Annotated in this window: 22 protein-coding genes and 1 tRNA gene; 14 read left to right on the top strand and 9 right to left on the bottom strand. The window is 38.1% G+C overall.

What is annotated here, in order from left to right:
- Positions 1-4: 4 nt before the first annotated feature.
- Positions 5-77, bottom strand: a tRNA-Lys gene (locus R2S08_RS13410).
- A gap of 285 nt (positions 78-362) precedes the next feature.
- Here R2S08_RS13410 and R2S08_RS13405 point away from each other — a divergent pair.
- Both R2S08_RS13405 and R2S08_RS13400 read left to right on the top strand, forming a co-directional pair.
- Entirely contained in the window at positions 363-1,646 is a 1,284-nt protein-coding gene (locus tag R2S08_RS13405) for a serine hydrolase (protein WP_316835668.1), read from the top strand.
- A gap of 195 nt (positions 1,647-1,841) precedes the next feature.
- Positions 1,842-3,980 (top strand): ATP-binding protein, encoded by a 2,139-nt coding sequence (locus R2S08_RS13400; protein ID WP_316835667.1) that lies wholly within the window; start codon positions 1,842-1,844, stop codon positions 3,978-3,980.
- A 39-nt stretch (positions 3,981-4,019) separates the two neighbouring features.
- Here R2S08_RS13400 and R2S08_RS13395 read toward each other — a convergent pair whose 3' ends face one another.
- On the bottom strand, positions 4,020-4,862 hold the full coding sequence (locus R2S08_RS13395) for a VOC family protein (RefSeq protein WP_316835666.1): 843 nt from the start codon (positions 4,860-4,862) through the stop codon (positions 4,020-4,022).
- 29 nt (positions 4,863-4,891) lie between these two features.
- Positions 4,892-5,110 (bottom strand): DUF4287 domain-containing protein, encoded by a 219-nt coding sequence (locus R2S08_RS13390; RefSeq protein WP_316835665.1) that lies wholly within the window; start codon positions 5,108-5,110, stop codon positions 4,892-4,894.
- 158 nt (positions 5,111-5,268) lie between these two features.
- Between R2S08_RS13390 and R2S08_RS13385 the strand changes: the two genes are divergently transcribed.
- Positions 5,269-6,252: a GlxA family transcriptional regulator gene (locus R2S08_RS13385; RefSeq protein ID WP_316835664.1), complete on the top strand. Its 984-nt coding sequence runs from the start codon at positions 5,269-5,271 to the stop codon at positions 6,250-6,252.
- Here R2S08_RS13385 and R2S08_RS13380 read toward each other — a convergent pair.
- Entirely contained in the window at positions 6,249-6,635 is a 387-nt protein-coding gene (locus R2S08_RS13380) for an acyl-CoA thioesterase (RefSeq protein WP_316835663.1), read from the bottom strand. The two genes, R2S08_RS13385 and R2S08_RS13380, sit on opposite strands and share 4 nt — an antisense overlap.
- A 107-nt stretch (positions 6,636-6,742) precedes the next feature.
- Here R2S08_RS13380 and R2S08_RS13375 point away from each other — a divergent pair, with 107 nt between their 5' ends.
- Positions 6,743-7,777, top strand: a complete 1,035-nt coding sequence (locus R2S08_RS13375) for an Atu2307/SP_0267 family LLM class monooxygenase (protein WP_316835662.1) — start codon at positions 6,743-6,745, stop codon at positions 7,775-7,777.
- A 90-nt stretch (positions 7,778-7,867) separates the two neighbouring features.
- Entirely contained in the window at positions 7,868-10,276 is a 2,409-nt protein-coding gene (locus R2S08_RS13370; RefSeq protein WP_316835661.1) for a TonB-dependent receptor, read from the top strand.
- A gap of 111 nt (positions 10,277-10,387) precedes the next feature.
- Here the strand turns inward: R2S08_RS13370 and R2S08_RS13365 are convergent, their stop codons facing one another.
- The 3 genes from R2S08_RS13365 to R2S08_RS13355 all read right to left on the bottom strand — a co-directional run bounded on the left by R2S08_RS13365 (position 10,388) and on the right by R2S08_RS13355 (position 13,467).
- Positions 10,388-12,118, bottom strand: coding sequence for a HEPN domain-containing protein (locus R2S08_RS13365; RefSeq protein ID WP_316835660.1), 1,731 nt, complete (start codon positions 12,116-12,118; stop codon positions 10,388-10,390).
- Between the two features lie 11 nt (positions 12,119-12,129).
- Positions 12,130-12,783, bottom strand: a complete 654-nt coding sequence (locus tag R2S08_RS13360; protein ID WP_316835659.1) for a hypothetical protein — start codon at positions 12,781-12,783, stop codon at positions 12,130-12,132.
- A 516-nt stretch (positions 12,784-13,299) separates the two neighbouring features.
- A complete protein-coding gene (locus tag R2S08_RS13355; protein WP_316835658.1) occupies positions 13,300-13,467 on the bottom strand; it encodes a hypothetical protein in 168 nt (55 codons plus the stop codon).
- Positions 13,468-13,925: 458 nt separating this feature from the next.
- Here R2S08_RS13355 and R2S08_RS13350 point away from each other — a divergent pair, with 458 nt between their 5' ends.
- From R2S08_RS13350 to R2S08_RS13310, 9 genes are all read left to right on the top strand, one after another.
- A complete protein-coding gene (locus R2S08_RS13350) occupies positions 13,926-14,135 on the top strand; it encodes a hypothetical protein (protein ID WP_316835657.1) in 210 nt (69 codons plus the stop codon).
- A gap of 242 nt (positions 14,136-14,377) precedes the next feature.
- Positions 14,378-15,202, top strand: coding sequence for a hypothetical protein (locus R2S08_RS13345; RefSeq protein WP_316835656.1), 825 nt, complete (start codon positions 14,378-14,380; stop codon positions 15,200-15,202).
- 38 nt (positions 15,203-15,240) lie between these two features.
- Positions 15,241-15,846, top strand: coding sequence for a hypothetical protein (locus R2S08_RS13340; RefSeq protein ID WP_316835655.1), 606 nt, complete (start codon positions 15,241-15,243; stop codon positions 15,844-15,846).
- Positions 15,847-16,048: 202 nt separating this feature from the next.
- Entirely contained in the window at positions 16,049-16,681 is a 633-nt protein-coding gene (locus tag R2S08_RS13335; protein WP_316835654.1) for a DUF6266 family protein, read from the top strand.
- 251 nt (positions 16,682-16,932) lie between these two features.
- Positions 16,933-17,139, top strand: a complete 207-nt coding sequence (locus R2S08_RS13330; protein WP_316835653.1) for a hypothetical protein — start codon at positions 16,933-16,935, stop codon at positions 17,137-17,139.
- Positions 17,140-17,412: 273 nt separating this feature from the next.
- A complete protein-coding gene (locus R2S08_RS13325; protein ID WP_316835652.1) occupies positions 17,413-18,561 on the top strand; it encodes an ROK family protein in 1,149 nt (382 codons plus the stop codon).
- A gap of 34 nt (positions 18,562-18,595) precedes the next feature.
- A complete protein-coding gene (locus R2S08_RS13320; protein WP_316835651.1) occupies positions 18,596-21,886 on the top strand; it encodes a SusC/RagA family TonB-linked outer membrane protein in 3,291 nt (1,096 codons plus the stop codon).
- A gap of 16 nt (positions 21,887-21,902) precedes the next feature.
- The gene (locus tag R2S08_RS13315; protein ID WP_316835650.1) at positions 21,903-23,627 is read left to right on the top strand and encodes a SusD/RagB family nutrient-binding outer membrane lipoprotein; all 1,725 of its coding nucleotides are present in this window, start codon (positions 21,903-21,905) and stop codon (positions 23,625-23,627) included.
- Between the two features lie 189 nt (positions 23,628-23,816).
- Positions 23,817-25,277 carry a S41 family peptidase gene (locus R2S08_RS13310; RefSeq protein WP_316835649.1) on the top strand — a complete coding sequence of 487 codons (1,461 nt, stop codon included), beginning with the start codon at positions 23,817-23,819 and terminating at the stop codon, positions 25,275-25,277.
- A gap of 69 nt (positions 25,278-25,346) precedes the next feature.
- Here the strand turns inward: R2S08_RS13310 and R2S08_RS13305 are convergent, their stop codons facing one another.
- On the bottom strand, positions 25,347-25,634 hold the full coding sequence (locus R2S08_RS13305) for a hypothetical protein (protein ID WP_133778094.1): 288 nt from the start codon (positions 25,632-25,634) through the stop codon (positions 25,347-25,349).
- Between the two features lie 210 nt (positions 25,635-25,844).
- On the bottom strand, positions 25,845-26,306 hold the full coding sequence (locus R2S08_RS13300; RefSeq protein WP_316835648.1) for a MarR family winged helix-turn-helix transcriptional regulator: 462 nt from the start codon (positions 26,304-26,306) through the stop codon (positions 25,845-25,847).
- Positions 26,307-26,371: the final 65 nt, after the last annotated feature.

Genomic DNA, 26,371 nt, shown 5'->3' with positions numbered 1-26,371 from the left:
TTCGTGATCCCGCTGGGATTCGAACCCAGGACCACTACATTAAAAGTGTAATGCTCTACCAGCTGAGCTACGGAATCTTTTTCCTTATTTGAAGGAGCGCAAAGATATAATTTTTGATTTAACTTGCCTAATTAATCTCACAAAAAAAAGTCAAATAAGACTAAAGAGAGGCAAATGACTGAATGTTAGTTCAGTTATTTTTAATTGATATTATTTTTTGCCTCAAAAAGCCAGTAAGGGATTCGACGATACTTTAAAATTGCAACTTTATACTGAACAACCTGTTGTTTCGTTGAATAAATGGAACATTAATTGCGTATATATCATTTCAAATTATAAAGCCGATAGAACCATTTTGCATTATGAGAAAATATTTCTCGGGCAGCATAGCAATTGTTGTCCTGATCTTTACTTTGAACCGTGCCGATGCTCAGGATAAAAAAACCATTCAGATTGATTCGCTGATAGACCATGTTTATCAGTTGGGTTTATTTAATGGAAATGTCCTGATTGCGGAGAAAGGGGATGTGGTCTATAAAGCGTCGATGGGCTTTGCAGAAGCAGCAAAGAAGAACAGGTTGACTGATCAATACAAGTTTCTCATTGGTTCTGTCGTTAAGGAATTCAGTGCGGTTGGAATAATGATGTTGAGTGAGCGGGGAAAATTAAGTATTGAAGATAAATTATCTAAATATCTTCCAGAGTTACCCGAATGGGCTGAGAAAATGAGTATTAAAGAGTTACTGCAACATGCGAATGACAAGGATAGCATTGTTCTGCAGCAAAAGCTGGTTGAAAAACTTACAGGGCTTTCATTTAGCCAGTTTATTGCAGATGAATTATTTAAGCCAAGTGGAATTCATATTTTACCCGCGCAGCCAAAGGAGCAGGAATCTTTTGTTGCTAAGTCTTTTAATAATGATCATCAGCAGGATAACTTCGATCTTCCGTCTTCGTTGCAGATCTATTTAACATTGGATGATTTGTATGCATGGTTACAGCATTTATATCAGCTTAAACCCATTAATGTCAGTGCTGTGAAACAACTTCTTGTTCCTGTAGAAAAGGATAAGCCCTCTGCATTAGGTTATGGCATAATGGAAGGTGACAAATGGATTTCTCATATGGATATTGGATCTATTTTGAATTCTGAAGTTTTCTTTTCTTCAAACATCCCTAAAGGGCGCACGATTATTCTAATGAGTAACAATAAAAACATAAAACTATCGGAACTCAACAATATCATTCAAGCTATATTAGATGGAAAGCCCTATAATTTTCCTAAAAAATCTCTGTTTCAAAAAATTGAAAAGCAACTAAATGCTTTAAACGGACATCAAATTGTTGCATTTTATGAGTATTTGAAATCTAAAAATAACGACGAGTACAATTTTGGAAGTGAGAAAGAACTGGAGAATATTGGGCATTATTTGATGGAAAAGTCTCGTTTTGACGATGCTATTGAAGTTTTTAAACACAATGTAAAACTATTTCCGAAATCTGGAAATGTATTTCTGAACCTGGCGGAAGCTTTTTATAAAAAAGGTGACGAAAAGGAGGCATTGGTCAACTACAAGAAATCTTTGTCTCTTGATCCGCTAAATAAAACAGCCAAAGAAATGGTTCTTAAACTGGAAAAGAAATAATTGTAAGCAGGAAGTATTTTTAGGCTGCTTATTTTTTCTTTTACTGATATTTGTTTTTCCTGAACTACGGTTGTTTTTAACTTCATATCAAAGGTGTTAATTCTTTGATTTGATGTGAGATAATTTGTTAATTTTGCCTAATTCACCGAGGAACATCTTGTAAATATTAAAACCCTGGAAGAGCAAGCTTAATTAATGAAAGTACTTTATACCCGTATTCTAGCCAAGAACATTCTTCTTGCTTTTTTAGCATTTGTTATCATTCTGACTATTGCTGCAATTTTTGTTCGTAATTCTATTTCCCATAAACTGGAGCACATCTCTAAACTGGCTGCTAATGCTGAACGGGATGAAACAAGACCTCAGAAAGCTTTATTGCTGCTTCATCAGGCAGAAGATGATTTTCAGAGTTCCTTGCTCAGTACGGATACTGCGAAAACGGAGTCTTATAAAAAAAGGCTTTCAGATGCTTTTAACCTTATTGATACTTTACTAAAGGAGAACAGGGATTCTGCAGCTTTTAGAAATATTGAAAACAAAAGGGTTCAGGCTTGGTATACAAAAAAGCTTAAACTATCAGATCAGCTTTATGGTTTGAAACATAATTTTGATTCCCTATTAAGCGTATATGCCAGTTTTAAAACCGTGGATGCTGATGATGAGGGCATTATAAAGATAAAGACCCATCAGGCAAAAAAGACTTTCAACAACAACATTGATACGGTTAAAAAAGCCGCTATTGTAAAAAAAAGAGGATTATTTTCCCGAATAAAACATGCAATTGCCAATAAGGCAGATACTGTTGGGGTAGAGGTCATTCAGATTAATCATAACCAAACCAACAATATTATAGATTCGACCGTAAAACGAATTGCATCCAAAGATAAAGATGCTTATGCAAAGAGATTACAACAGTTGCAGAATCGTAATAAGTCTTTGTTAAGCATGCAAAGGGAACTCATCAATCTGAACTCGCAGATCACAACTGAACTGGAAAGGATCATCAGTGATTTGAAAGAAATTAATTACAATATAGCTGATGAATTTAAGGCTATGGCCTTTAAAAGCTATCAGGATACAACTGCCTTACTAAACCGGCTGTATCTGGTGGCGCTTTTCCTTGTGCTGATATTTGCAGGTTTGCTTATTGTGTTCATTATAAAACTTAGCCAGTCTGAAAGATTATTGCGAAAAGAGAACGAACGATCTGTTACTATCGCGCAACAAAAAATGGATTTGCTGCTGCATATGAGCCACGAGATCAGGAATCCGCTTACCGCAATAAAAGGTTTCCTATATATATTTAGTCAGACTGAATTGTCGAAAAGGCAGTCTGATATGCTGGATTCTATACGACTTTCTTCTGATATGCTCCTGGGTACCTTAAATGATACACTCGATGCAGCGAAAATGGAGAATAGTGAATTCAAAATCAACAATGAGCCATTTAATCCCGATTTCACCCTTAAAGAGGTGATCGAAAGCATGGAATTCAGTGCCAATAAAAAGAACCTATCCATTGATTATTCGTTTAAAGGAGATCAGGAGGCGATACTGCTAGGAGACAGTTTTAGGCTTAAACAGGTAATGGTCAATTTGCTGAGCAATGCCATCAAATATACCAGTGCGGGCAGTATTCATGTAAAGGCAGAATTGACGGTTTCAGGTGAAGAAAATAAGCTACAAGTAGATGTAGCAGATACTGGTGCTGGTATTCGCGCAGATCAGCAAGCCAATTTATTCTCTAAATATTACCAAACCAATTCTGCTAAAGGAAAAACAGGTACAGGACTTGGTCTTTATATTTGTAAACAATTTGTGAATCTTCAGAATGGTAAGATCAGCGTTAAAAGTGTTGCCGGCGAGGGCAGTACTTTTAGCTTTTATATTCCATATGTTAAAGCTGTAAAACACGGGGAGGGAGGACAGGAAGAGTGGGCTGAAGATCCACTGTCTTTGCTTAATGGTATCAGTATCCTGGCAGTTGATGATAATGAGCTGAATTTAAAGTTTCTGAAAATGATGACCAGCAAATGGAATGTTACTTTTCATCAGGCTACAAATGGCCAGGAAGCTTTAAAGATCATCAATGAGCAGGCAGTAACTATTGTTTTAACAGATATCCAAATGCCCGAAATGGATGGTCACGAATTGATGAAAGCCATTCGTGAGCTAAAAGAACCACTGAACAGGTTACCTGTTATTGTAATCAGCGGCGGAACAGAACCTTCTGAAATCAAAACTTTCCTCCAAAAAGGGTTTTCGGGATTGGTGAGTAAGCCATTTGTAGAAAAAGAACTTATAGAGCAGATCGCAAAGGTTATAAAAGACTAGATATATTCCTGCAGTAAATTTTACTGCAGGATATTAGTTTTATGCGTTCTCAAGATCTACGATAATCAATTTTTTCATTTTCAATAAAGCCCCCATAACTCTTTGGGCGCGTGCCGGGTCCTGTAATAATTTACCCAGCGCTTTTGGAACAATTTGCCAGCTCAGGCCATATTTGTCTTTTAGCCAGCCACAAGCAACTTCCTGACCGCCGTTTCCGGTTAATTCTGTCCAGTAGTCATCGATCTCTTGTTGAGTATCACATTCTACAACTATAGATATAGCATCATTGAACTGGAAACCATGGTCAAAAGAACTGTCCATAGCCATGGAAACAAATCCGTTTAATCTAAATTGTGCGTGTTTTACATAATTAATATTGTCCTTGTCTTCTTGGCTGTATTTCATAATTCCCTGAATGCTGGAGTTTGGAAATACATGCGTATAGAATTCAATGGCTTCTCCAGCTTTACCAGCCTGGTCTCCGGTAAACATATAAGTAGGGCAGAACTTCTGGGGTGTATCCGATTTACTACCTGTGTAGAGCTGCCAGGAAACTCCGTATTTGTCCTGAACCCAACCATATTTAGGGCTCCAGTCATAGGTATCCAACGCCATCATTGATTTTCCGTCCTGTATCAATGCATTCCAGTACTTTTCTGTGTCTTCCTCAGCTTCGCTAATCACCATGAAGGAAATGGCAGGATTAGGTGTCGATGTAGGACCATCATTCAAAAGCATGATCTTTTGTCCGCTCAATTGGATCTGGATAACATAAGGTGAAGTCTGGCCAATTTTGCCTTCTCCAAAAGTATTGATGTAAAAGTCTGCTGCTTCGGTAATTTTACCTTTTAAGGTCAGGCAGGGGTAAATTGAATTGTCCATATTCATAGGTTTATTTAAAAATTTGATTGCTATTCCTTTTTTCCTTTTAAAAAGGCCACTATAGCCATAGAATGACCATGGCCCAGATCAAACTCCTCCCTTAGCCATGAGATAACTTCACCAGCCTTAACTTTAGGGTTCAGTAAACCATTTTTCATTAAACCTTTTTCAGCGGCCATCTCTTTAAAATCCGACGGACTCTTTCCTGTTTTGATTTCGATATTATCTAAATAAGCTTGAAACGACATAATAAATATATTTGGTGTTTTAATATACCAAAATTAGCGGAATCTGTAGTAATAAATCCGGTATAACAATGACATTTAAAGGGTAAATTACGACATTCATTTCAAATCCTTATCTTTGTTATAAAGGATGTTTTTTTACACACCAAATATAAAAAGCCATGATCAAAGTATCTGTATATGTGCCGGAAAGTTCTGTTATTGAATCTATTACTCCCCCTTATCGGGTTTTTAACAGTGCTAATGATTTTTTACTGTCTATGGAACAGGAACCCTTGTTTGATGTTGAATTTGTTGGCCTGACGGAGCATGTGAAAGTGCTCGATGGTGAGTATACAGTAACGGTAAAAAGGCTTTTAAAAGATGTAGAGAAGACAGATCTTGTTATTATCCCGGCGTTATTTGGTGATATGGCCACTGCGGTGGCACGTAATCACGAAGCCATACCTTATATTAAAGAATTACATAGAAAGGGAGCAAGTGTTGTGTCGCTCTGTTTGGGTGCATTTTTATTGGGCGCCACTGGCTTGATAAATGGCAAACGTTGTTCCACGCATTGGGCTTATTACAATGAATTCAGAAGTATGTATAAGGATGTGCAGATTGTAGATGGCGCTATTATAACAGACGAAGGAAGTATCTATTCCAGTGGTGGGGCTAATTCTATATGGAACCTGCTCTTATACATTCTGGAAAAATACACCAACAGGGAAATGGCAATATTAGTAGCGAAGTTTTTTGCTATTGATATTGACAGGGACAGCCAAAATGCTTTTGCTATTTTTAGAGGACAAAAAGCGCATATGGATGAGGCTATCCAAAAAGCCCAGGAATATATCGAACAGAATATAGAAGAACGAATCAGTATAGACGAACTGGCGGATTTGGTAGCCGTAAGCCGAAGAAGCTTTGAACGCCGGTTTAAGCAGGCTACGAATAATTCTGTACTGGAATATATTCACCGCATAAAAATTGAAGCTGCAAAACGAAGCTTTGAAAAAAGCAGAAAGAACATCAATGAAGTGATGTACGACGTGGGCTATACGGATACAAAAGCCTTCAGAACAACCTTCAAAAAAATTACAGGTCTTACTCCAATTGCCTACAGAAATAAATACAATTCCATGAGTATTATGGCCAATTAGAAATCATTAAAAATTTCACCTCTGCTCAGTTTACCGTCAACTTTCGAAATAACCTGAACCTGAGCTTTAAGACATAAAGCCTGGTCTGATACGCGAAAGATGTCCTGGAAGAAGATCAATTTGATCCCTTGTCGTTCTGTCCTTATTTTTACAATAAAGCTATCTCCCGAGGTAAGAGATTGTTTGAAATCCATTTCAATCCGGGATACCATGAGTAATATACCTTGATCGGTTAGGTCTTTGAACGAGCCGGATCTGGATAAAAGATATTCATGCCGGGCATGTTCCAGGTAATGCTGATATACTGCATTATTGACAACTCCCTGCAAGTCACATTCATAATCTCTTACCTTTAATTGAATCTCAAATATATATTGTTCCATAAACATTGGTGACGATGGTTTCCGGGCGCAATTTACACTTCTTATCCTACATCAAGAACAGACCAGACTGAGTTCTTTAATTTTGCTTTCATTAAAAAGGAGAATTTATGGAATTAGGAATAGGAATGTTTGGCGATTTGGCTTTTGACCCTCAGACGGGAAAACCACGTGAAGCGAAATTGAAGCTTCATGAAATCCTTGAACAGATAAAATTAGCCGATGAAGTTGGTCTGGATGTTTTCGGTTTGGGTGAACACCATCGTCCGGATTATGCAGTTTCCTCACCCGAAATTGTTTTGGCTGCTGCGGCTAGTGTAACCAAAAATATAAAATTAACCAGTACAGTAACTGTTCTAAGTTCTGCTGAGCCCGTAAAGGTTTATCAGGATTTTTCAACGATTGATCTGATTTCTGATGGACGCGCAGAAATAGCTGTGGGACGGGGAAGTTTCATTGAGTCTTTTCCTTTATTTGGGTATGACTTAAAGGATTACAATCAATTGTTTGAAGAAAAACTGGATTTGCTGTTAAATATTAACAATAATGAAGTGGTGAACTGGTCGGGTAAACTCCGTGCACCACTGGTGAAACAAATGGTTTTACCAAGAGCAACCAATGATGGTAGATTGCCCATTTGGATTGCTGTTGGAGGTACACCAGAATCTGTATTGCGTGCTGCGAAGTTAGGACTGCCTTTAATCGTAGCGATTATTGGGGGAATGCCCAAACAGTTTCAGCCATTGATAGAATTCTATAAAGAAGAGTACATTAAAAATGGCCATGACTTAGAAAAAATGCAAATAGGGATTCATTCGCATACGTTCTTAAGTAATGAGAATGCAACAATAGATGGATACTTCCATAATTATGCCTCGCAAATGAATAGGATCGGGGCGTCAAGAGGTTGGGCACCATATACTAAAGCTCAATACAATGAGGGTAGATCTAAAGAAGGGGCTCTTTTTATTGGCTCAGCACAAGAGGTTACCGATAAAATCCTGTATATGCATGAATTATTTGGGATTACCCGTTTTATCGGTCATATGGACGTTGGCGATCCTTCTCATGGCGATATGATGAAAGCCATTGAGTTGTTTGGAACCCAAGTTGCACCTAAAGTGAGGGAGGCATTATTGTCATAAAACTGTCTTATTTAAAATAAGTATAAATAAGATTAGGGCTTCAAGGTATCTTCTTGTAAGTTTGCGCGCTTAAAACCATTCTAAATAAGCATGTCAAAAATAATCAAATTGTGTCTTGTCGCCCTTATGACGACTTTTTTCAGCATTAACTCTTTCGCGCAAAACAATACCGGAACTATTATAGGAAGTATTAAAACTTCTGATGGCATTTCAGCAGAAGCAGTGGAGGTCTCAATAAAAGGCATCGCCAACACGACAGCTGATAAAAATGGAGCCTATATCCTTAAGAATGTCCCGGCAGGAACTTATACAGTTACGGCCAGATTGGTTGGCTTAACACCAAGTTCTGGACAGGTAACTGTTGCTGCCGGCGTAACGGCAACACTCAATCTTTCCTTAAAAGCATCCAACCAGCAGCTTAAAGAAGTTGTGGTGAGCGGAGGGAAGAAGAACAAATTCTCTGTCAAGACAAGTGATTACGTTTCTAAAATGCCTTTGAAAAATCTGGAGAATCCTCAGGTTTATGCAATCATCCCTAAAGAATTACTAGCAGATCAAGTGGTTACTAATTTTGATGATGCACTAAAAAATGCACCTGGTATTGATAAATTGTGGTCTTCAACAGGAAGAGCTGGTGATGGCGCAGGTTATTTCTCTCTAAGGGGATTTGCAGTTCAGCCTACACTTGTTAATGGATTGCCTGGTTTAACTAACGGAAGTCTCGACATCTCCAATGTAGAGCGAATCGAAGTTGTCAAAGGCCCATCAGGAACCTTATTCGGCAGCAGTTTAATCTCTTACGGCGGTTTGATCAATACCGTAACCAAACAACCTTTTGATCGTACAGCTGTAGAAGTAAATTATACAGCAGGTAGCTATGGTTTGAACCGGATTACAGCAGATGTAAATACCCCATTAGATGCCGACCACAAGGTATTGTTTAGAATGAATGCTGCTTATCATGATGAAAACAGTTTCCAGGATGCAGGCTTTAAGAAAACAAGATTTTTTGCACCTTCCTTATCTTATCAGCTGAATGACAGGGTTTCCTTCCTGTTGAATGCGCAGTTCTTAAGTTCAGAGGGTACCAATCCGACCATGTTGTTCTTTAACAGAAGTGCACCATTAAGCAGCACTACACTCGAAGAATTAGGCTATAATAACCGAAAATCGTATACCAGCAATCAATTGACTATGAAAAATCCTGTAGCTTCTGTACAGGCTCAGATGAACTATAAAATATCTGACCAGTGGAGGTCTCAAACCGTTGTTTCAAGAGGTTCGGCAAAATCCAATGGTTATTATAGCTATTTGTTTGAAGGGAATATACCGGATGCGAATGGTAAACCGATTAAGGGTGATGGTATCTTTGCCAGATACATCACCAATCAGAATTCTACAACCGAAACCACTGATATCCAGCAAAACTTTATTGGTGATTTTCTTATCGGGAAGATGCGGAACCGTGTTGTTGCCGGATTGGATTATTACAACAGTACTTCAATTGATAACAGTTCTAATTATGCTCCTTTTGGATCCGTTAATCCTAAGGTGGAGAATACCGACAATTTAACTTCTCAGAGTGCCGATGCTGCAATTGCTACTGCAGGTTATGGTGGAAGTACAAGAGCCACCCAGGAGGTCTACAGTGCCTATGTTTCTGATGTTATCAATATAACACCTGAGCTTTCTGCTATGGCCAGCTTACGGATTGATCGTTTCCAGAATGGTGGATTAAGTACAGCAGCGGCCGATAAATATGGACAGACTGCTTTATCTCCAAAGTTTGGACTGGTATATCAAATCCTGAAAGACCAGCTTTCTGTGTTTGGTAATTACATGAATGGGTTCAAAAATTCAGCTCCTAAAAATGTAGAGGTCGATGGCAGCAATGTCGTTGCTACATTCAAACCTGAACATGCCAACCAGATAGAAGGTGGTATTAAAAGCGATCTTTTTGACGGAAGACTATCGGGTTCATTGAGCTATTATGACATCAAAGTTTCCAATATTGTTTTAAGTACAGGCCCGAACCAATATGTTCAAGGTGGTGATCAATACAGCAAAGGTTTTGAAGCACAGATCACCGCAAATCCAATTGATGGGTTTAACATTATTGCAGGGTACTCTAAAAACATCAGTAAATTGACCAATGCAACTGCTGCTACGGAAGGTAGAAGACCTGTAGAGGCGGGACCTGAAGACCTGGTTAATGTTTGGTTGAGCTATAAATTCCTATCTGGATCTGTTAAAGGCCTTGGTTTTGGTTTTGGAGGAAATTATGCGGGTAAAAACAGCATTGTCAATGATGCAACGGTCGGTGTATTTACTTTACCTGCTTACACCGTGTTAAATGCTTCGGCTTCTTACGTTAAAGGGCCATTTACTTTTGGCTTAAAGTTGAACAACTTAACCAATAAAGAATACTATAAAGGGTGGACTACTATTGAGCCAATGAGCCCGCGTACGTTTGCCGGTAGTATTGGATACAAGTTTTAAAGCATTTTGATTAAATGAAAAGAGGTTGTATCATTGATGAAAAAAATGATCAACCTCTTTTTTGTGCTCAGTATTTTATACCTCCTCCATTTTGGAGTTATGGGGTTTCCCTTACCCATGGCTACTTTCAGGCTCTGGCTCAGACAGCATTTGTGTTACCAATTCGTCAGCTTTTTCCATCCATGCACGGCACCTGCGGTGCAGTAATCCAGTATCCGTTGGATCAATGTTAAATGGTACACGATATCTTGTATCCTTTATGGAATCAATCAGTATATCAAACACCACCCGGTCATCTTCCGTATTTGTCGGAAACACCTCATCAAACATTGGGCTAATACAGCGGCAAATGTTAATCAGATGTTTCAAAGATTGCTGGTTCGGTTTATAGCCCGTGCTCGCATATATAAACCCTAAGCAAAGTTGTTCCATGGCCTGGTTTAGAAGAGAGACTTCAACAATTACAGTTTCATGTTTACTTATATTGGTTGCCGCGTCCAGTAATGCCTCTGCTCTCCATTTTCGTTGTTGCCAGTTAAAATCTGCCCATGAATGCCCTTTTATGCTATCGTATTCTGGCAATTCTATTAATCCAGAAAGGCTTTCATCCTGGTAGATGAGCTGATCGGAACGTAAAACCTCATGAAAAAACAGGTTGTTGTCTAATAAAGCCTCATTGACTTTCTTTACGCTATGCACCAATAAGGTAACGGTGGCTGGAACCTCGGAGCTTTGGTTAATGCTATTTTGTAGGGTGAAGGAATCAGCATTACAGGATTCCTTTGTGATCACTAAAAGCAAAAAATGCTGGCTTTTGCGCTCAATAGACTCTTTCAGAAATATCCCGCTTTGTATAGATGACGTATTTTTGCAGTTGATACAGTATATACGTTCAACGGTCAAATGTTGGGTGATTCTATGGACAAGATCAACGGCGTACCGCTCATCAAAAGCAAATGGAAGAATATTTTTAACTACTTCGGTTTTAATTGCGGGAGCAATTACCGAAACTGCTTTTTTACCTTGTAACTTTTGATTAAAGTCATGGATCATTTTCTCATAAATCTCACCAACTATTTTTTTTACCTCTTCTGCCTTTTTCATCGCAATTAGAAGCTTATCCTTATTGATCTGGTAATTGTCTTCATAGCGTACAGCGAGATAAGCGTCATCCAGGCGCTGCAGGAGTTTGTTCTCAAAATCATTGGATTCGTCAAACAACTTGCCCAGTACCGGCAAATAGGAGCCAACATGTTTTTGGTGGACTCTTATAGAATGGGTTATCTTATCCTTACCCATCGCAAAGAGTTCAATTGCACGATAAGCCAGCTCAATTTGCTGATGTATCATCAATGCTGTCAATGCATAATTTTCTTTTTCCAAATAAAAAAGTGCACCATCATTGAAAGCTTCTATTTTAGCGATTTCTCTGTTAAAAGCTGTTTTAGCTTTATCGATCACCGTTTCAAGATGTTGTACTCCAGTAAAGAGATTCAGTTCAACCGTTGGATCAGTATAACATAGATTCCCAGGAGTGCAGACCTCATAAAAAAACAGGTTTCCTTTTTTAATGCTGTCTTTTGCCTGTTGCGTATGGTACAAACGGTAACAATAATCAGGGTAATCTTCAAATACCATATCCAGCAGTGGCACGTATTCTATTAATGTCCTGGAGGATTTATCGGAAATCAATATAATAAGCTCTGTTAATGGCTTCTCATTGTTAAGCCTGGTTGTGCAGTAAATCTGTTGAGCCATAACCAGATCAGCAATTCTGATGATGATTTCATTGATTTGATGGATATCTTTTATTGGTTTGGGTGTTACTAGTGAGGTTTGCATAATCATTGGTTTTATAATTTGGTTTGATAATAAATATGGCCCCGTTCATTTTTTAACTGGAGCTTTTCTGACCTGATGAATTCGAATACCACTTGTCTCAATGCTGGAACAAGCAAGGGTTGCCAATCTGGAATGACATGGATCTGCATATGACGATAGATAGTTATCGCCGGACTTTTGTTATTGAAATAACCGAAATCGGTCAATCGTGCCAATTCTATCCGGAGTTCATGTGAGAGCTCTTCATCTTTTCTCGTTTTGCTCTGGATAGGTTTAAGAATAGTAAGGGGTTCATTTATCCCTTTGATGGTCCAAGGATGAATAAAATGGTAATGAAGCTCCCGATCTGTCTGTATACAGGTTCCTCTGATCAAACGCTTTTCCATACTGATATCTACCTTGTTTACTTTGCTGTTAAAGGCTGGTGTTGCAGGAAAGGGTGTTTTGAAGAGTTCAGCCATCACCTCATGATCTTCATAGTCCATTTTTACCTGGTCAGAGAACGATTCATAGTCTATTACATGATAAGATGTTCTGCCGAGTAAGAATGCGATGTCTTCCTTTGAAAGATCATTTTCTATACGCTGCATGATAAAAATGTAACGTTCCTTAAATTCATGCTGGTTAAGCATGCCAGAAAATTTAATGCTTTGGTGATTTGCCATATGCTCATTTTAGTTGGTTTAAACTTAAAATGAGTCTCCTGGAATTTACAGAAACCTGAGATGGGCTTTGTCTAGATCAGTGTTGTAATTTGAATAACACTATAAAAAACGAAGATGCACTATAGCGGGCTCTATAAACCGCAGTTCTGGGCTTCTCACGGCCTTGCCAAACGGATTTACAATAGGGCCCATAACGCTATAGTGCACCTTCAAAAGTACAACAAATATCGTTATGGGCATTAATCTATTGTCTCGTTGGCAAATTGTGAGAATTTAGAACTCGAGACTCTTAATTAATACCTCATATAAGAAGTAATTGATATGTTGTGCTTTTCTTTATTTCATTGGCGCTTTGGTTTAAAGGTACTGTGGGTTCAAGAACCCATATTACCGTTTGTTAAATGAAAACCTTTTGCCCTTTTTGGACAATATTTGGTGGTTGCATTTCAAATTTAGCTACAATAATTTATATGACCAAATATATCTTAATAAATAAATATTTATTATTATTAGAAATCAACCATCTGCTCCGACTACAGTAGCTCCCTGGAATACATTTTTGATCACGGCCATGGCCGGACTGGCTTTTCCAGCGAATCGGTCCAGAATTCCATAAACCGTACCCTGGCTGATGGGCACTGAATAAACAGAACTGAAGAATTCACTAATCCGTAAGGGGGACATATGCCGTAGTTTACCAGAGCCTCTACAATCAAAGGGAAATCTGCAGGAGTGTGGTGTCCCAAAGCACGAACCTTGCGGTAACCTATATTAGTGTATATCGATTTTACTCGGGGATATCTGTCGCCTGAAGGTGGTAGATAAGTTTGATGAAACGCCACTTTTGTACCTGAACCGTTACATAAATGGTAATCGTATTCTCATCATATAAAGCCTTTATTACTTTTTTTATTATATAAACTCTGTAGGCAGAATTAGCACTTATAATATTATGGCGATATCTGGATAATATCAAAACATGTGAGGCGCCAGGAAAAAACTTATTTTAATTTCTTGCAACTGCAGATTATTATTTATCTTAGGGTCAGGGCTTAAGGCAAGCTAAGTTAGAAAGTAGCAATACTAAACTGAGCTTGTGAAAGCCTCTAAAAGATTTATTAATTAACCTCTTAAGTTAGAAAATGAAACGCTCGTTCAAATTCAGCCTATACAGTGCTTTATTGTTCTGTGTTGTAAACCTAGCCAACGCACAGATCCCATACAATAAACTTCCAGTAATTATTCCGTCAGCACCTAATGCTGCGGAGCTATCTAAATATGGAACCTTAGATGTTATTGCCCTATTGAAAAATAAAGCATATAAATTCACTAAACAAATCAAAGACATATGAAAACAAATTTATCCCCCCCTTAAACAAATTTTCAAGAAATTAGGTTTATTAACCTTGTTGTTTTTATTGACGTTCCAGGCTTGTAAAAAGGACAGCCCATTAAATAGCTTATCTGACATACTGCTAAAAGTTCAGTAAAAACAAATGTAGAAAATGAGCTGTTTACTAATAATGAATGGAAAAACCAGCTTGAAAAGGTTTTGTTATCTGGCAATGATTCTCTAAAGCGATCAAATATTAAAATGATTGGTTACGAGTATCAAGGTACAATAAAAAATACAAATGAAGTCACCGCACTAAAAACATCAATTTTATTAGGTGAAAATTATATACCAATCCTTTCAAAAGACATATTAAATAAGTTTTCTATAACAACCTTTCAGGATGCGAAACGTGTTGCACAATCTATTGGTGAACAAAATAAAGCTCAATTAACTATTGATTTAATACAGAAGCACCTGGATAAAGAAATTAAAGCTGGACTGGATATTGTAAAAATAAATTGGGAAGCGAATGGCAAAGTATTTACTTCTACTTGTATTGCCTCGAAAGATAGTGGTATAGTTTATGATAACATGTTGTCAAATGTGATGCTAGTTAAAGTGTCAACAACTATAAACTTTAAAAGTGCTGTTCCTTCGAAAGTAACTAATAGTCAAACAACTATGCTTGACCTTGAAGATTGGACATCAATCAGTTGGTATCGTAAGGATGAAATTATAGCGAGTTGGTTATGGGGAAGTGAGAGGGGAAATGCTTGGGTTGAACGCCAAGTAAATGGTGCCAAGTCTAGTGCTAATGTAAAATCTATTAGTGATTATCATTCACAAGCATTTGATTATATGACATTAGGCCAGTCTGAATCTCAATGTACGGTACAAGAAGGGGATCCAAGTACTGGTCCATTTGGATCTGTAAAATTTATTTGGGGAATGTATTTAGCTTCACCAACTATGGACATCTCAATGACACTGAAAAATGGGGCGTATAAATTTACAATTAATGGTCTTACAAGTGAATCGCATAATTCTGGTGTTGATCTGGTTACCCCAAGTTCATTAAATTAATTTAAAGTGAAAATTTTATAATTTAAAATGATATATTAATGAAAAAACTTCTGTTGATTATTTTACCTCTAACTCTTATTATGCAGGCAAAAGCGCAGAACGCTTCGCAGAGAACTAGTATAAGTTTGGGGCCTATTTACAATATTGGTCCTTCAGATTGCCCTACTTGCCAATGCCAGTTCGATAATTTATTTAGAAATTGGACTGCAGAAAACATTGTAAACTGCAAAGAAATTTATCCAATTAATTACAGTCTGGTTGATACCTTAACCGAGGCTAACATTAAATCCTATTTCGATAAAATAATGGATCCCGATCGTGCCTACTTTTGTAAGTACAGTGGGAATACAAAAATTTTAAGCTTATTAACGTTGGCGGGGTTGAGAAAACAAATGCAATCGGAAGGTGCTACTGCTGGGAAGATAGATTCCCTTTCCCTAAAGACAAAATTAACCTTTAAAAAGTACATGGAACTAGGTCTAAAACCTGGTAATAAGGTTTATTTGATTAAAGTTAAATATGGAGATAAAATCATTGATAATTATGCTTTTTGTGATACAACAGCAGGCAAAATAATGTGGGATAATCTTTTTTACTTTCTTTGGATTCCACCACCGAATAAAGATGCTTTCAATAAAAATTAAGGCTAAATTAATAGCTATACACAGTATAGGCAGGCATATAAGACTGTATGTTCAATAGAAATTTTATAAAGATTTGATAGGGGGTTGATAGGGAGTTGATACGGGTAACGCCCCTGTCAACTCTTTGTTATGTGTTTATCAACCAATTGTTTATCTCAAAATAATCGTAACTTCATTATACCGAAATCTAAAACGCAATCTTATGGCAACATTTAAAAACGGTATTTTAGGTCCATTCAAAGGAAAAGTAGGCAAAGTAGTGGGTTACGAGCTTAATGGGCAATATGTAATGAGGGGCATTGGTTATGGTAAAGTCAACAGGAAGCCAACCCCAAAAGAACAGGCCAACCGAAAACGCTTTGCTATTGCGCAAACGTGGTTACAGCCCTTACTCGAATTTCTAAGAGTGGGTTTTCAGGACTATGCGCCGACCTTTCAAGGTTTCGGTGCCGCAAAATCCTACCTTTTAAACCATGCCATTACCGGAACCTATCCAGACTTTGTCATTGATCCCGCCTTGGTGCTGGTCAGCTTTGGCCAATTAGAACAAGCTGTATCTTCGGATGTCATTTCTAAACAACCCAATACCCTCACGTTTACCTGGGAACCAGGAAAACATGTTTATAATGACCGGGCGATGTTTGTTGCCTACGATCTGGAAGAAGGAATTGCAGAGGTTGATACATCAGCGGCAAAAACACAAAATAAAACAGGAACATTTTTTCTAAGTAAGGACTTTTCAGGTAAGGAAGTTCATGTTTACCTTGCGTTTGTATCTGAAGATAGGAAGAGCCGAAGCAATAGTCAATATCTTGGGAAAGTCAGAGTGCTTTAATTGAGCAGGTGTTTTTTTATAGATGATCTGGCCTGCTATCTGATTACAACTTCAAAGGGAGATATTTTAATCAATACTGGTCTTGAAGCTTCTCTATCAATCATAATAGTAAATGTAAAAAGCATGGACTTCAAATTTAGTGACATTAAAATACTATTGACAACACAAGCGCATTACGACAATATCGGCGCCATAGCAGCAATAAAATAGCTAACCGGTGCCAGGTTTATGGTTGATGCAAAGATTTAGGCATGGCGGAAGACGGTGGACGCTCAGATTATGCGCTGGGAGTGGGGAAAAGTACCTACAAGCCGGTTAAAGTAGATGGGGTATTGCATAACGGAGACAAAATAAGACTGGGAGATATGGAATTAGTGATGCTTCATCATCCTGGGCATACCAAAGGTTCCTGCAGTTTTTTGTTTGATGTTAAAGACCCCACTCGGACCTCAAACTGATATGACGCAGTTCATACTAAAACATATTTCTGGCCTCATGTAATTACGTCTGCTCGCTTACCTGGGGAAGGGTTACCTCACATTTTAGGTAAATACGGTAAAATAATTTGTAAATTATTTTAATTGTTTAGGTTAAATGTAAAATATTTAGAAAACTTTTAAAAACTTTAAAATTTTTTTAAAAAGAATGATGTATTTCAAAATATTTTATTTAAGTTTATGTAAGTTTACTGTTACAGGGCAATAAACCAACCTAACCAAACCAACCTAACCATGAATGCCATTATTAAAAAGGGGCAAATCTTGAGAACGGATATCGTAAAACATTTGTATTACAGATATGCGCTTTCTCTGGCTGAGTTGAGTAAACTCACTCAAAAAAGTGTGCCTCTTGTTACAAAAGTGGTAAATGAGTTAATCCAAGACGACTATATTCGGGAGCAGGGTCAGGCGCCATCAACTGGCGGGAGAAGAGCTTCTTTGTTTTTTTTAAATCCAGCCCTCCAACGTTATGTTGTTTCGGTGGCTTTGGACCAGTTAACCGCCCGGCTCGTGATATATAATATCTCTAATGCTGTAACATTGCCAGTCAAAACACTTGAACTCTCTATAGAAGACGATCCTGATGTGGTAGATAAATTAGTCTCTTTTATTTCTAGTAATATTCATGCTTCTGGAATAGATAAAGAAAAGCTGCTTGGGGTGGGGATTGGTATGCCGGGCTTCATGGGCACACATCTCGCCGAATACCTGGCAGAGAAACTGGACCTGCCCGTATTTATAGACAACGATTCGAGCCTGATTGCTAAAGCGGAGTTATACTTTGGTGCGGCAGTTGGTAAACAGGATGTGATGGTGGCCAATATAGGCTGGGGCACTGGGCTTGGTATGATTATTAATGGACAGTTGTATCGGGGAAGTAGTGGCTACGCGGGTGAGTTGAGCCATATTCCCTTATCTAAAACTGGTAATTTATGCCTTTGTGGAAAAAGAGGGTGTTTGCAAGTGGAAACCTCTTTGCTGGTGATGACACAACGCGCAAAGGCAGAAATTGAAGCTGGACAAGCAACAAGTATGCGGGAGCTTTTTAAGGATGAGAGCAGGAATGTAGGGGAACTTTTTTTAGAGGCTGCAAGTCAGCACGATCCGCTGGCAGTTTCTATTCTTTCAGATGCAGCTTTTCTGATAGGAAAAGGGTTGGCAACTTTAATTCATATAATGAATCCGGAATGCATTGTGTTGAGCGGTCGCGGTGCCATAGCGGGTAAGATCCTTTTACCCCCTATACAGCAGGCTATTAATGAATTTTGTATACCAAGAATTGCAAATAAAACAACTATTGTCGTCTCGGAATTAGCGGCGGATGCAGAGTTACTTGCGGCAGCAAGTTTAGTAATTGAATACACCAAATTTGAAAAATAAATAACCCTAATTTTTAAACTAAACAATCCAAAAAATGAAAAAAATCTACGCACGATGCGTAGGATTGTTATTGTTAAGCCTGTTAACAGTAGCTGCCTATGCGCAAAAAATCGTATCAGGGACCGTAAAGGATGCCTCAGGAATGCCTGTTCCTGGTGTGAGCATCCGGGTCAAAGGCACAAAGACCGGGACTGCTACCAATGCTAAAGGAGAATTTAGTATCTCAGCTAACCCAAAGGAAGTTTTATTGTTCACTTCTATTGGTTTGACACCCAAGGAAGTTATTGTAGGAGAATCCTCTACTTTAAGTGTTTTTATGGCTGATGAATCCAGTGGCCTGGATGAAGTGGTGGTAACAGCATTGGGTGTTAAAAGGGAACGGAAATCCCTTGGATATGCAACCAGCAGTATTAAAAACGAAGACCTGACCAAGGCAGGTACGCCACTAAACCCATTTTTGGCCATTTACGGAAAAGCTCCAGGTGTAGGGGTGAATATCGGATCTGGTGGTGCGATGGGTGGGATAGACATCAAAATCCGCGCATCGGCTTCTTTAAATAACGCACAAAGTGACCGACCGTTATTTGTTGTGGATGGGGTGCCGATCCGGGATCAGAGCACATCTATGGCATCGAGAGGTTATGATCCATTGCACTCTTTTGATTATGGTTCTGGTATTAATGATTTAAACGCAGAAGATATTGAAGGAATTGAAATTTTAAAGGGTGCTAAGGCGGCTGTTCTGTATGGTGCTGAAGGTGCAAATGGTGTGATTTTAATTACGACTAAAGGTGGGGGAAATAAAACTTCAGGTTTTGGTATCTCTGCATCATTCCAGCATTCCTTTGAGGTACCAAAGAGCTATATTGATTTTCAAAATGAGTATGGTACAGGGATAAATACGAATGATATACAGTATGTGAATGATCCTAAAACAGGTTTACCGACTACACAGAGAAAATTGGTGAACAGCAGATGGAGCTTTGGACCACGGTTTGACAACAGCCCGATTATGGGCTATGACAGCACCATGACTACTTATCATGCTTATCCGAATAATTTTATTGACTTTTTCCCTGCAGGAAGATCTGATAATGCTTCGGTTGCCATGAGTGGTGGAAATGAAAAAGGTGGAATGCGTTTCTCCTATTCGAATAGGGACTATCATGATATTTTGCCGAATTCCTGGCAGAAGAACAACACCTTTAGTTTTAATGGAAACATGAAGGTATCTCCATTTGCTTCATTTGATGTCACAGCCAATTTATTTAACATCGAAACCAATAACCGCAGGCCTAATATTGGAGGCCTTGTAGCTTTTGGATTGAACCGGGATTATGACTATGGTTTTGTTCAGAACTTCTATAAAGACGGAACTGGTTTTCAACGGGAATTGGACGGCTATAGTTTACCACCATCATTTAATAATCTAAAAAGCGTACTAGCACAACAATTAGATGATGTAAACAAGGATACCAAGACCCATTTGATCACTTCAATAAAGAACACACTTAGTTTTACAAAACACATTTCCTTAGTCAGTCAGTTCGGCTTTGATTATAATATTGTTGATTATACCCAGGAGAACCGGGTGACCAGAATTAATCCAATAAATGGGGGCAAATTTGCTGTGGGTAAAGAACGTAATCAGGCGGTCAATTTCCAAAGTATGTTGAACTATGATAATACTTTTGTAGATAATAATCTGCGTGTATTTGGTTTTATTGGGGCAGCTTATAAGAAGAATATGGATGACCGGATCAACATTGGTACTTATGGTAATTTAAGTTATCCGGATTTTTATTCCTTTACTAATGAAAACGATTGGCCTTCAGCGAACGACAAGGATAAAGTGAGAAGTTACAGCAGAGGATCTGACATTACTCAAAGTGCATTCGGATCTTTGACCATGTCCTGGAAAGACAGATATTTCCTGGAATTCCAGGGAAGAAATGATTGGAACTCGTCTTTACCTCCAAGCAATAATTCTTATTTCTATCCAGGTGTTTCTTTTACCCTGAATTATCAGGATCTCATTAAAGTTCCAAAAATGAACTTGGGTACTTTGAGATTGGCCTGGGCAAATACGGGATTTGGAACAGGCCGCTATTTTGCTTTCGAAAGCTATAATGTCTATACTGTAAATAATACAAATGGTTTTGGCGTAGGCCCATCAAGTTCCTTGTTTCAGGGAACTTATAAGCCCGCACAAAAAAGTGAATTTGAAGTAGGGATACATAATTCATTCTTTAATGGAAATCGGGTTGAACTTGACCTTTCTTACTATACAAATGATACGCATAACGAGATTATTCCTGTGCCATTATCACCAGCTACAGCATCTCCAAATATACGTGTAAATTCAGGGTCTGTAAAAAGAACTGGTCTTGAATTAATGCTGAAAGGTACCCCGATTATTTACCAGGGCTTTAGATGGGATTTAACCCTGACAGCTGCCAAACAAACTTCGAAGATAGCTAAACTCTATCCTGGGATTTCCCAACTTGCTTTAGCTACATTAAGCGGAAACGTAAATGTGGTGGCAGAAGAGGGACATCCGTACGGAGATATCAAAATGTTTGATTATGATACAACGCCTGATGGAAGCAAAATTGTAAACGATAATGGGCTCTATCAGGTGGGCAATGTACAGAAAGTAGCCGGAAACGTGACCCCAAAATTATTTGGCGGGTTAAATAGTGATTTTTCTTACAAAGGACTCACTTTCCATATTGGTTTAGACTATAAATACGGAGGTTCTGTGTTGTCCATTTCGAATTTTTATCTACAGGGAAATGGTGTGGTTAAAAGTACCCTGCCCTACAGAGATGAAGCGAATGGTGGTATGGCCTATTACAAAGTTGGGTCAACCAAAGTGCCCTGGGATCATAATAAACCAGCTCCTGCAAACTCATCAGATGGACAAGTTTATCATGACGGGTTGATTTTAGATGGTGTAAAGGCTGTAACTGATGGCTCTGGAAAAACAACTTATGTGAAGAATACTCAGATCATTGCAGCAGTAGATTATTATTCTACTTATATCAATGATGCTGGAGGAACCTATACACCAGACAGATTATTTAAAAATAATTACATCAAAGTAAGGGAAATTTCTGCGGAATATACCCTGCCTCAAAAATTCAGCAAGAGACTTAAGCTACAAAAACTATCGATCAATGCATCGGCCAGGAACTTATTTTATTTATACAAAACAATTCCTAACGTAGATGCAGAAGCTGCTTTGGGCGGCGGTGAATATGCTGAGTATTCTTTCTACCCTTCAGTAAGATCATATAATTTAGGCATAAAGGCAAGTTTCTAATTTAAAATAGACATTCATGAAAACATTCAATATAATAACCATCATGTGCCTGATCCTTTTAGGTACATCTTGTAAGAAAAGTATAGACGATCAATTCAAAAACCCGGATAGTTATGATCCAGCTCCATCAACCAAAGTACCGGGATTATTTTTAGATATGCTGACCAAACAAAAATTCTATTATCAGGATTACGGTGAGTGGTATTACATGATCGGAGATGGCTTTGGAATACCAGGCTATTGTCAGATTGCGCAACGCTATATTACGCAGCGTTATGATTTTTTTAGTACCTATGACGATGTCATTGGTGGAAATGGTTTTGACGCTTCCTCCAGTACTAGTCTGTTTGGCGACATGTATACTGGGCATAAAGGACTACCTGTAATGCAGGATCTTTTGAAAAATATATCAGGTCAGGAACTTACCGATAGTAAAATTTATTTGAATCTTTCCATCATTATGACGGATTGGGCGGTGGCAAAGAACGTAGATTTGTTCAATAGCATCCCTTATTCAGAAGCATTTCAAGGTGCCAGCGGAGTTTACTTTCCAAAATACGATGATCCGCTATCTATTTATCATGCCGTTATAGAGGGATTAAAAAAAGCTGCTGATGAATTACCAGGCCAATACAGCCAAATGTCAGCGAATGGAAAGACAACTTTCTTAAACCAGGATTTGGCTTTTCATGGAGATGTAAACAAATGGGTTCAGTATGCCAATGCTTTGCGCTTAAAATATGCACTTCGTATTTCTGGCGTAGATGAAGCTTATGCAAGGGCACAGATTGCAGATGTATTGACCAAACCTTTACCACAAACAGATTTCACTATAGCTTTAACTTCCAAAAATGATGTTCCTGGTGGTGGAACATGGCTGAGAGGGGTATATGAACGTAACTTCGTTACCTTCATTCCAAACATCATTATGAAGCGTATGAATTATGGAACCACGGCTTATGAACCAGGTGTTGACGATCCACGGTTACCGGTAATTGCCATGCCAACCAAATTCAATAACAATAATGACTATAGAGGAGTGAGTTATGACGCCGATGGCCAAACTCCAGCTTACAACGCAGGAGAAAAGTACTATGCATATGCAGATAACCTGGCTAGCTCTTTGGCGCAGAATGCAAAGTCTATGTATAATCATGCAACCTACTCCAGGAATGAATTCCCGAACTATATGTTTTCAATGGCAGAAGTAGATTTGATATTGGCTGAAATTTCCTTGAAAGGTTTGGGAAGTACAGGTAAAACACCAAGCCAACATATTGTAGATGCCATTGGACATTCCACGGATTTTTGGTACTATATCAATTCGTTAAGTACATATGCAACTGGAAATCCAATAATGCGTCCTGCTAAACCTTCAGGAGCTATCGTTAGTACTTATGCAAATTTGGTTAAAGCTAAATTTGAAGCAGCGGCCAGTGCCGATGATAAAATGGAAATTTTAATGCAGCAAAAGTACATTCACTTGAATTTAATGCAGCCTTATGAGTTGTTTACAGAATTAAGAAGAACGCACCATCCAAAATTAGAACCGATGACATTGAATGGTAAGGTGATGAAACCTATGGCGGAACGTATTCTTTATCCTGCAATAGAACTCAGTACAAATGCAGATAATTTCTTGAAAGTAAGGGCGCAGAACAATTATACCAGCCCGATTTTCTGGGTTCCAGGATCAGTTAAGGCCTTGCCATATTATTGGAATAACTATAATTATCAATAATCATTCTGTTAAGAACAATTAAATTAGAAATGTCCTGGTTTTTTATAGCCAGGACATTTTTTTTTGAAGTATATAAAGCTAATACATTTGCACTCTTTACCATACTCGAAATCAAATACCGTTGCATTTGATTGAAAAAATAATTGCGCTATCTTAGATGTTAAAATACTCAATTTAAGCGCTTTATATATGTCTAAAATTGCACTTCTTTCTCTTTTTATGCTGACTGGTTTTTTAGGATACAGCCAGATGAAAAATGCAGGCCTTGAATCTGGAAATACTTCATATCCAGATTCCCTGCCCGGTTGGTCCTTTAAAGGAAAACCTGGGTTTAAGATAAATCTTGATGATAAGATAAAATTTGAAGGTTATTCGTCATTAAAGATATCTGGTGATAAAATTGATGCCGGACAGTTTCAGTCTTTTTCCCAGGAGATCGCAGTGGAAGGAAACAGTGTACAGAGGAAATTAATCTCCTGCTATATCAAAACTGCTGATGTGATGGCAAAAATAGGTGTTTGGTGTCAGGTGTGGGATGAGAAAGATAAAGTGATAGGGTTTGAAAGTTTTGATACACAGAATACTGTGATTCATGGCACAACTGACTGGAAAAAATATACACTACCCATAACCGTACTTGAGGGGGCAGAAAAAATAGTTGTGGGTGGATTCCTTATGGGTAATGGATTGGTCTGGTTCGACGATTTTCATGTTGAAGAAGTGCAGACCAAGAGCATACCGCCTTCTGCTGAGGTGGTAAAATATACATATGAATTCAATGGAATTATTAAGAAGAACTCCATTTATAAAGACTCATTGGATTGGAAAAGGATCAATAGAGATATTGCGGTACTTTCTAACGGACTTCAAACGATAAGTGATACCCGTGTGCTGACAGACTATATGATAAGAGAGCTTAGAAAAGTAGGGGATAACCACTCCTTTATTCAGAACAAAACTCAAACTCAAGCCAGCGCTACAGGGGCTAGTCCGGAAAAACCGATAACAAAATTGCTGGAAAATGGCATTGGCTATATCATGGTGCCAGGCTTTTCATCTGCACACTATCCCTCGATCTTAGAATTTGCGACAACGATCCAGAATCAAATCAAAAAACTTGACGAAGAAAATGATATCAGGGGATGGATTGTTGATTTAAGAACAAATACAGGAGGTAATATGCATCCTATGATTGCTGGCCTGGGTCCTTTACTCAGAGAAGGCGATTTAGGCTATTTTATCAACGGAGACAGAAATCAGGAAAAGCGACAGCGGTGGTATTACAAGGAGGGCCGGGAAGGGATAGAGAAAGGTACAAGTGTTAGGGTAAACCCTTATTACAAATTAAAAGACAGCAAAAATAAGATAGCGGTCTTGATTGGTAACCGTACTTGCAGCAGCGGGGAGATGACGGCAATTTCTTTTATCGGAGCACATAACACCAGGTTGTTTGGTGAGCCAAGTGGTGGATATGTGACTGCAAACTCGATGTTCTGGCTATCTGATGGAGCAACTTTGTTGCTTGCTACCGGCTATGTTAGTGATACCAATAAAAAAAAATATTTGAAAAGAATCATCCCTGATGTTATGGTAAGGTCTGACAATGATACAGATTTGGTGCTTAAAGCAGCAGAAAAATGGCTCCGATGATGTGGTAATAGAGTATTATTATATAACAGAGCAACCTCATCCCTATAGGAAAGGTTGCTTTGTTCTTGCTTACATGATAAATTTATAATCGTCTATACGATCAGATTTTATAAAACGGGTCAATTTGCCCTGGTAAAAATAATAGAATGAAAAAGGTTCATTTTTCGGGATCATTGCTTTAGACGTAACGCGATAAATGGTTATCCCATTTTGATCGACAGACATCAATTCAGCAGATCGGTTAGTTTGTTTGAATTCATTTTCTGACATACCGATCTTAATTGAGGATTCTTGATACGACATGCTTTTGCAGCCTAAGGCTATGACTGCAAGGCAGATTAAAACTATTTTTTTCATAATTGTTTATTTGTGTGTACTGGAGCCTGTTCAATAATAGTGCCCTTTAATTTTCCTAAAATAGGAAAGCTGTATAGTTTTAAGAATGATGTGAAAAAGTACTGATTATCAGTGCTTTTATCTGCGTAATTTTTTTGTTATTGCTGTCTGCTGTGTAATTCAGTTCATTTCTCTGTTTGGTCCAGCCACAAAAACATCAAACGATATGTACTATTTTAGTTTGTTTTCTAATAGAGTTAATAAGTTATTATTAAGCTCTTTAGCCTTAATTCCTAACAATGAAAAGAAATTGCTATCAAATTTTTCTACTACGACTACCGCGTTTTTTATTGTTTCTTTTCCTTCTTCTGTTAACGCAACTGTTTTAGCTCTGGTGTCTGTCGCATGCTCCTGTCGTTGGATAAAGCCTCTTTGTTGCAATGCCCTCAGAACAGTTGAGGTTGTCATTGGGTCAATTTTTGTATGTGAGGATAACACAATCTGTGTTACTTCTTGTTTTTGTATGGTTAACCAGTGAATGCTGGCTAATAATACGAATTGTGAGTGTGTAAGATTATATTCTTCTAAGGCTTTTTTTATCTCCCTTTGCCAAAGATTTGTGACTTGCCATAACAAAAAACCTGTACTTTCTTCTGGTTTTTCTACACTGAAGGTATTGTCTGCTGATTTCATTTTTGCATCATTTTATAAGATTCAACGTGTTTTTTTTAGAAATAGCTGCGATCCAATATTTCGTT

Source organism: Pedobacter nutrimenti (assembly GCF_032678445.1).
GTDB classification, from domain to species: domain Bacteria; phylum Bacteroidota; class Bacteroidia; order Sphingobacteriales; family Sphingobacteriaceae; genus Pedobacter; species Pedobacter nutrimenti_A.
The sequence above is the reverse complement of the archived record's forward strand: the minus strand, read 5'-3'. Positions and strand labels throughout refer to the sequence as shown.

Excerpts from the sequence above, each read along its gene's own strand:
- R2S08_RS13315 (WP_316835650.1), top strand. The coding sequence starts at position 21,903 with ATGAAAACATTCAATATAATAACCATCATGTGCCTGATCCTTTTAGGT.
- R2S08_RS13305 (WP_133778094.1), bottom strand. The coding sequence starts at position 25,634 with ATGAAAAAAATAGTTTTAATCTGCCTTGCAGTCATAGCCTTAGGCTGC.
- R2S08_RS13345 (WP_316835656.1), top strand. The coding sequence starts at position 14,378 with ATGATTGGTTACGAGTATCAAGGTACAATAAAAAATACAAATGAAGTC.
- R2S08_RS13375 (WP_316835662.1), top strand. The coding sequence starts at position 6,743 with ATGGAATTAGGAATAGGAATGTTTGGCGATTTGGCTTTTGACCCTCAG.
- R2S08_RS13300 (WP_316835648.1), bottom strand. The coding sequence starts at position 26,306 with ATGAAATCAGCAGACAATACCTTCAGTGTAGAAAAACCAGAAGAAAGT.
- R2S08_RS13385 (WP_316835664.1), top strand. The coding sequence starts at position 5,269 with ATGATCAAAGTATCTGTATATGTGCCGGAAAGTTCTGTTATTGAATCT.
- R2S08_RS13390 (WP_316835665.1), bottom strand. The coding sequence starts at position 5,110 with ATGTCGTTTCAAGCTTATTTAGATAATATCGAAATCAAAACAGGAAAG.
- R2S08_RS13320 (WP_316835651.1), top strand. The coding sequence starts at position 18,596 with ATGAAAAAAATCTACGCACGATGCGTAGGATTGTTATTGTTAAGCCTG.
- R2S08_RS13340 (WP_316835655.1), top strand. The coding sequence starts at position 15,241 with ATGAAAAAACTTCTGTTGATTATTTTACCTCTAACTCTTATTATGCAG.
- R2S08_RS13360 (WP_316835659.1), bottom strand. The coding sequence starts at position 12,783 with ATGGCAAATCACCAAAGCATTAAATTTTCTGGCATGCTTAACCAGCAT.
- R2S08_RS13365 (WP_316835660.1), bottom strand. The coding sequence starts at position 12,118 with ATGCAAACCTCACTAGTAACACCCAAACCAATAAAAGATATCCATCAA.
- R2S08_RS13370 (WP_316835661.1), top strand. The coding sequence starts at position 7,868 with ATGTCAAAAATAATCAAATTGTGTCTTGTCGCCCTTATGACGACTTTT.
- R2S08_RS13335 (WP_316835654.1), top strand. The coding sequence starts at position 16,049 with ATGGCAACATTTAAAAACGGTATTTTAGGTCCATTCAAAGGAAAAGTA.
- R2S08_RS13350 (WP_316835657.1), top strand. The coding sequence starts at position 13,926 with ATGAAACGCTCGTTCAAATTCAGCCTATACAGTGCTTTATTGTTCTGT.
- R2S08_RS13310 (WP_316835649.1), top strand. The coding sequence starts at position 23,817 with ATGTCTAAAATTGCACTTCTTTCTCTTTTTATGCTGACTGGTTTTTTA.
- R2S08_RS13405 (WP_316835668.1), top strand. The coding sequence starts at position 363 with ATGAGAAAATATTTCTCGGGCAGCATAGCAATTGTTGTCCTGATCTTT.
- R2S08_RS13395 (WP_316835666.1), bottom strand. The coding sequence starts at position 4,862 with ATGGACAATTCAATTTACCCCTGCCTGACCTTAAAAGGTAAAATTACC.
- R2S08_RS13355 (WP_316835658.1), bottom strand. The coding sequence starts at position 13,467 with ATGTCCCCCTTACGGATTAGTGAATTCTTCAGTTCTGTTTATTCAGTG.
- R2S08_RS13325 (WP_316835652.1), top strand. The coding sequence starts at position 17,413 with ATGAATGCCATTATTAAAAAGGGGCAAATCTTGAGAACGGATATCGTA.
- R2S08_RS13380 (WP_316835663.1), bottom strand. The coding sequence starts at position 6,635 with ATGGAACAATATATATTTGAGATTCAATTAAAGGTAAGAGATTATGAA.
- R2S08_RS13400 (WP_316835667.1), top strand. The coding sequence starts at position 1,842 with ATGAAAGTACTTTATACCCGTATTCTAGCCAAGAACATTCTTCTTGCT.
- R2S08_RS13330 (WP_316835653.1), top strand. The coding sequence starts at position 16,933 with ATGGCGGAAGACGGTGGACGCTCAGATTATGCGCTGGGAGTGGGGAAA.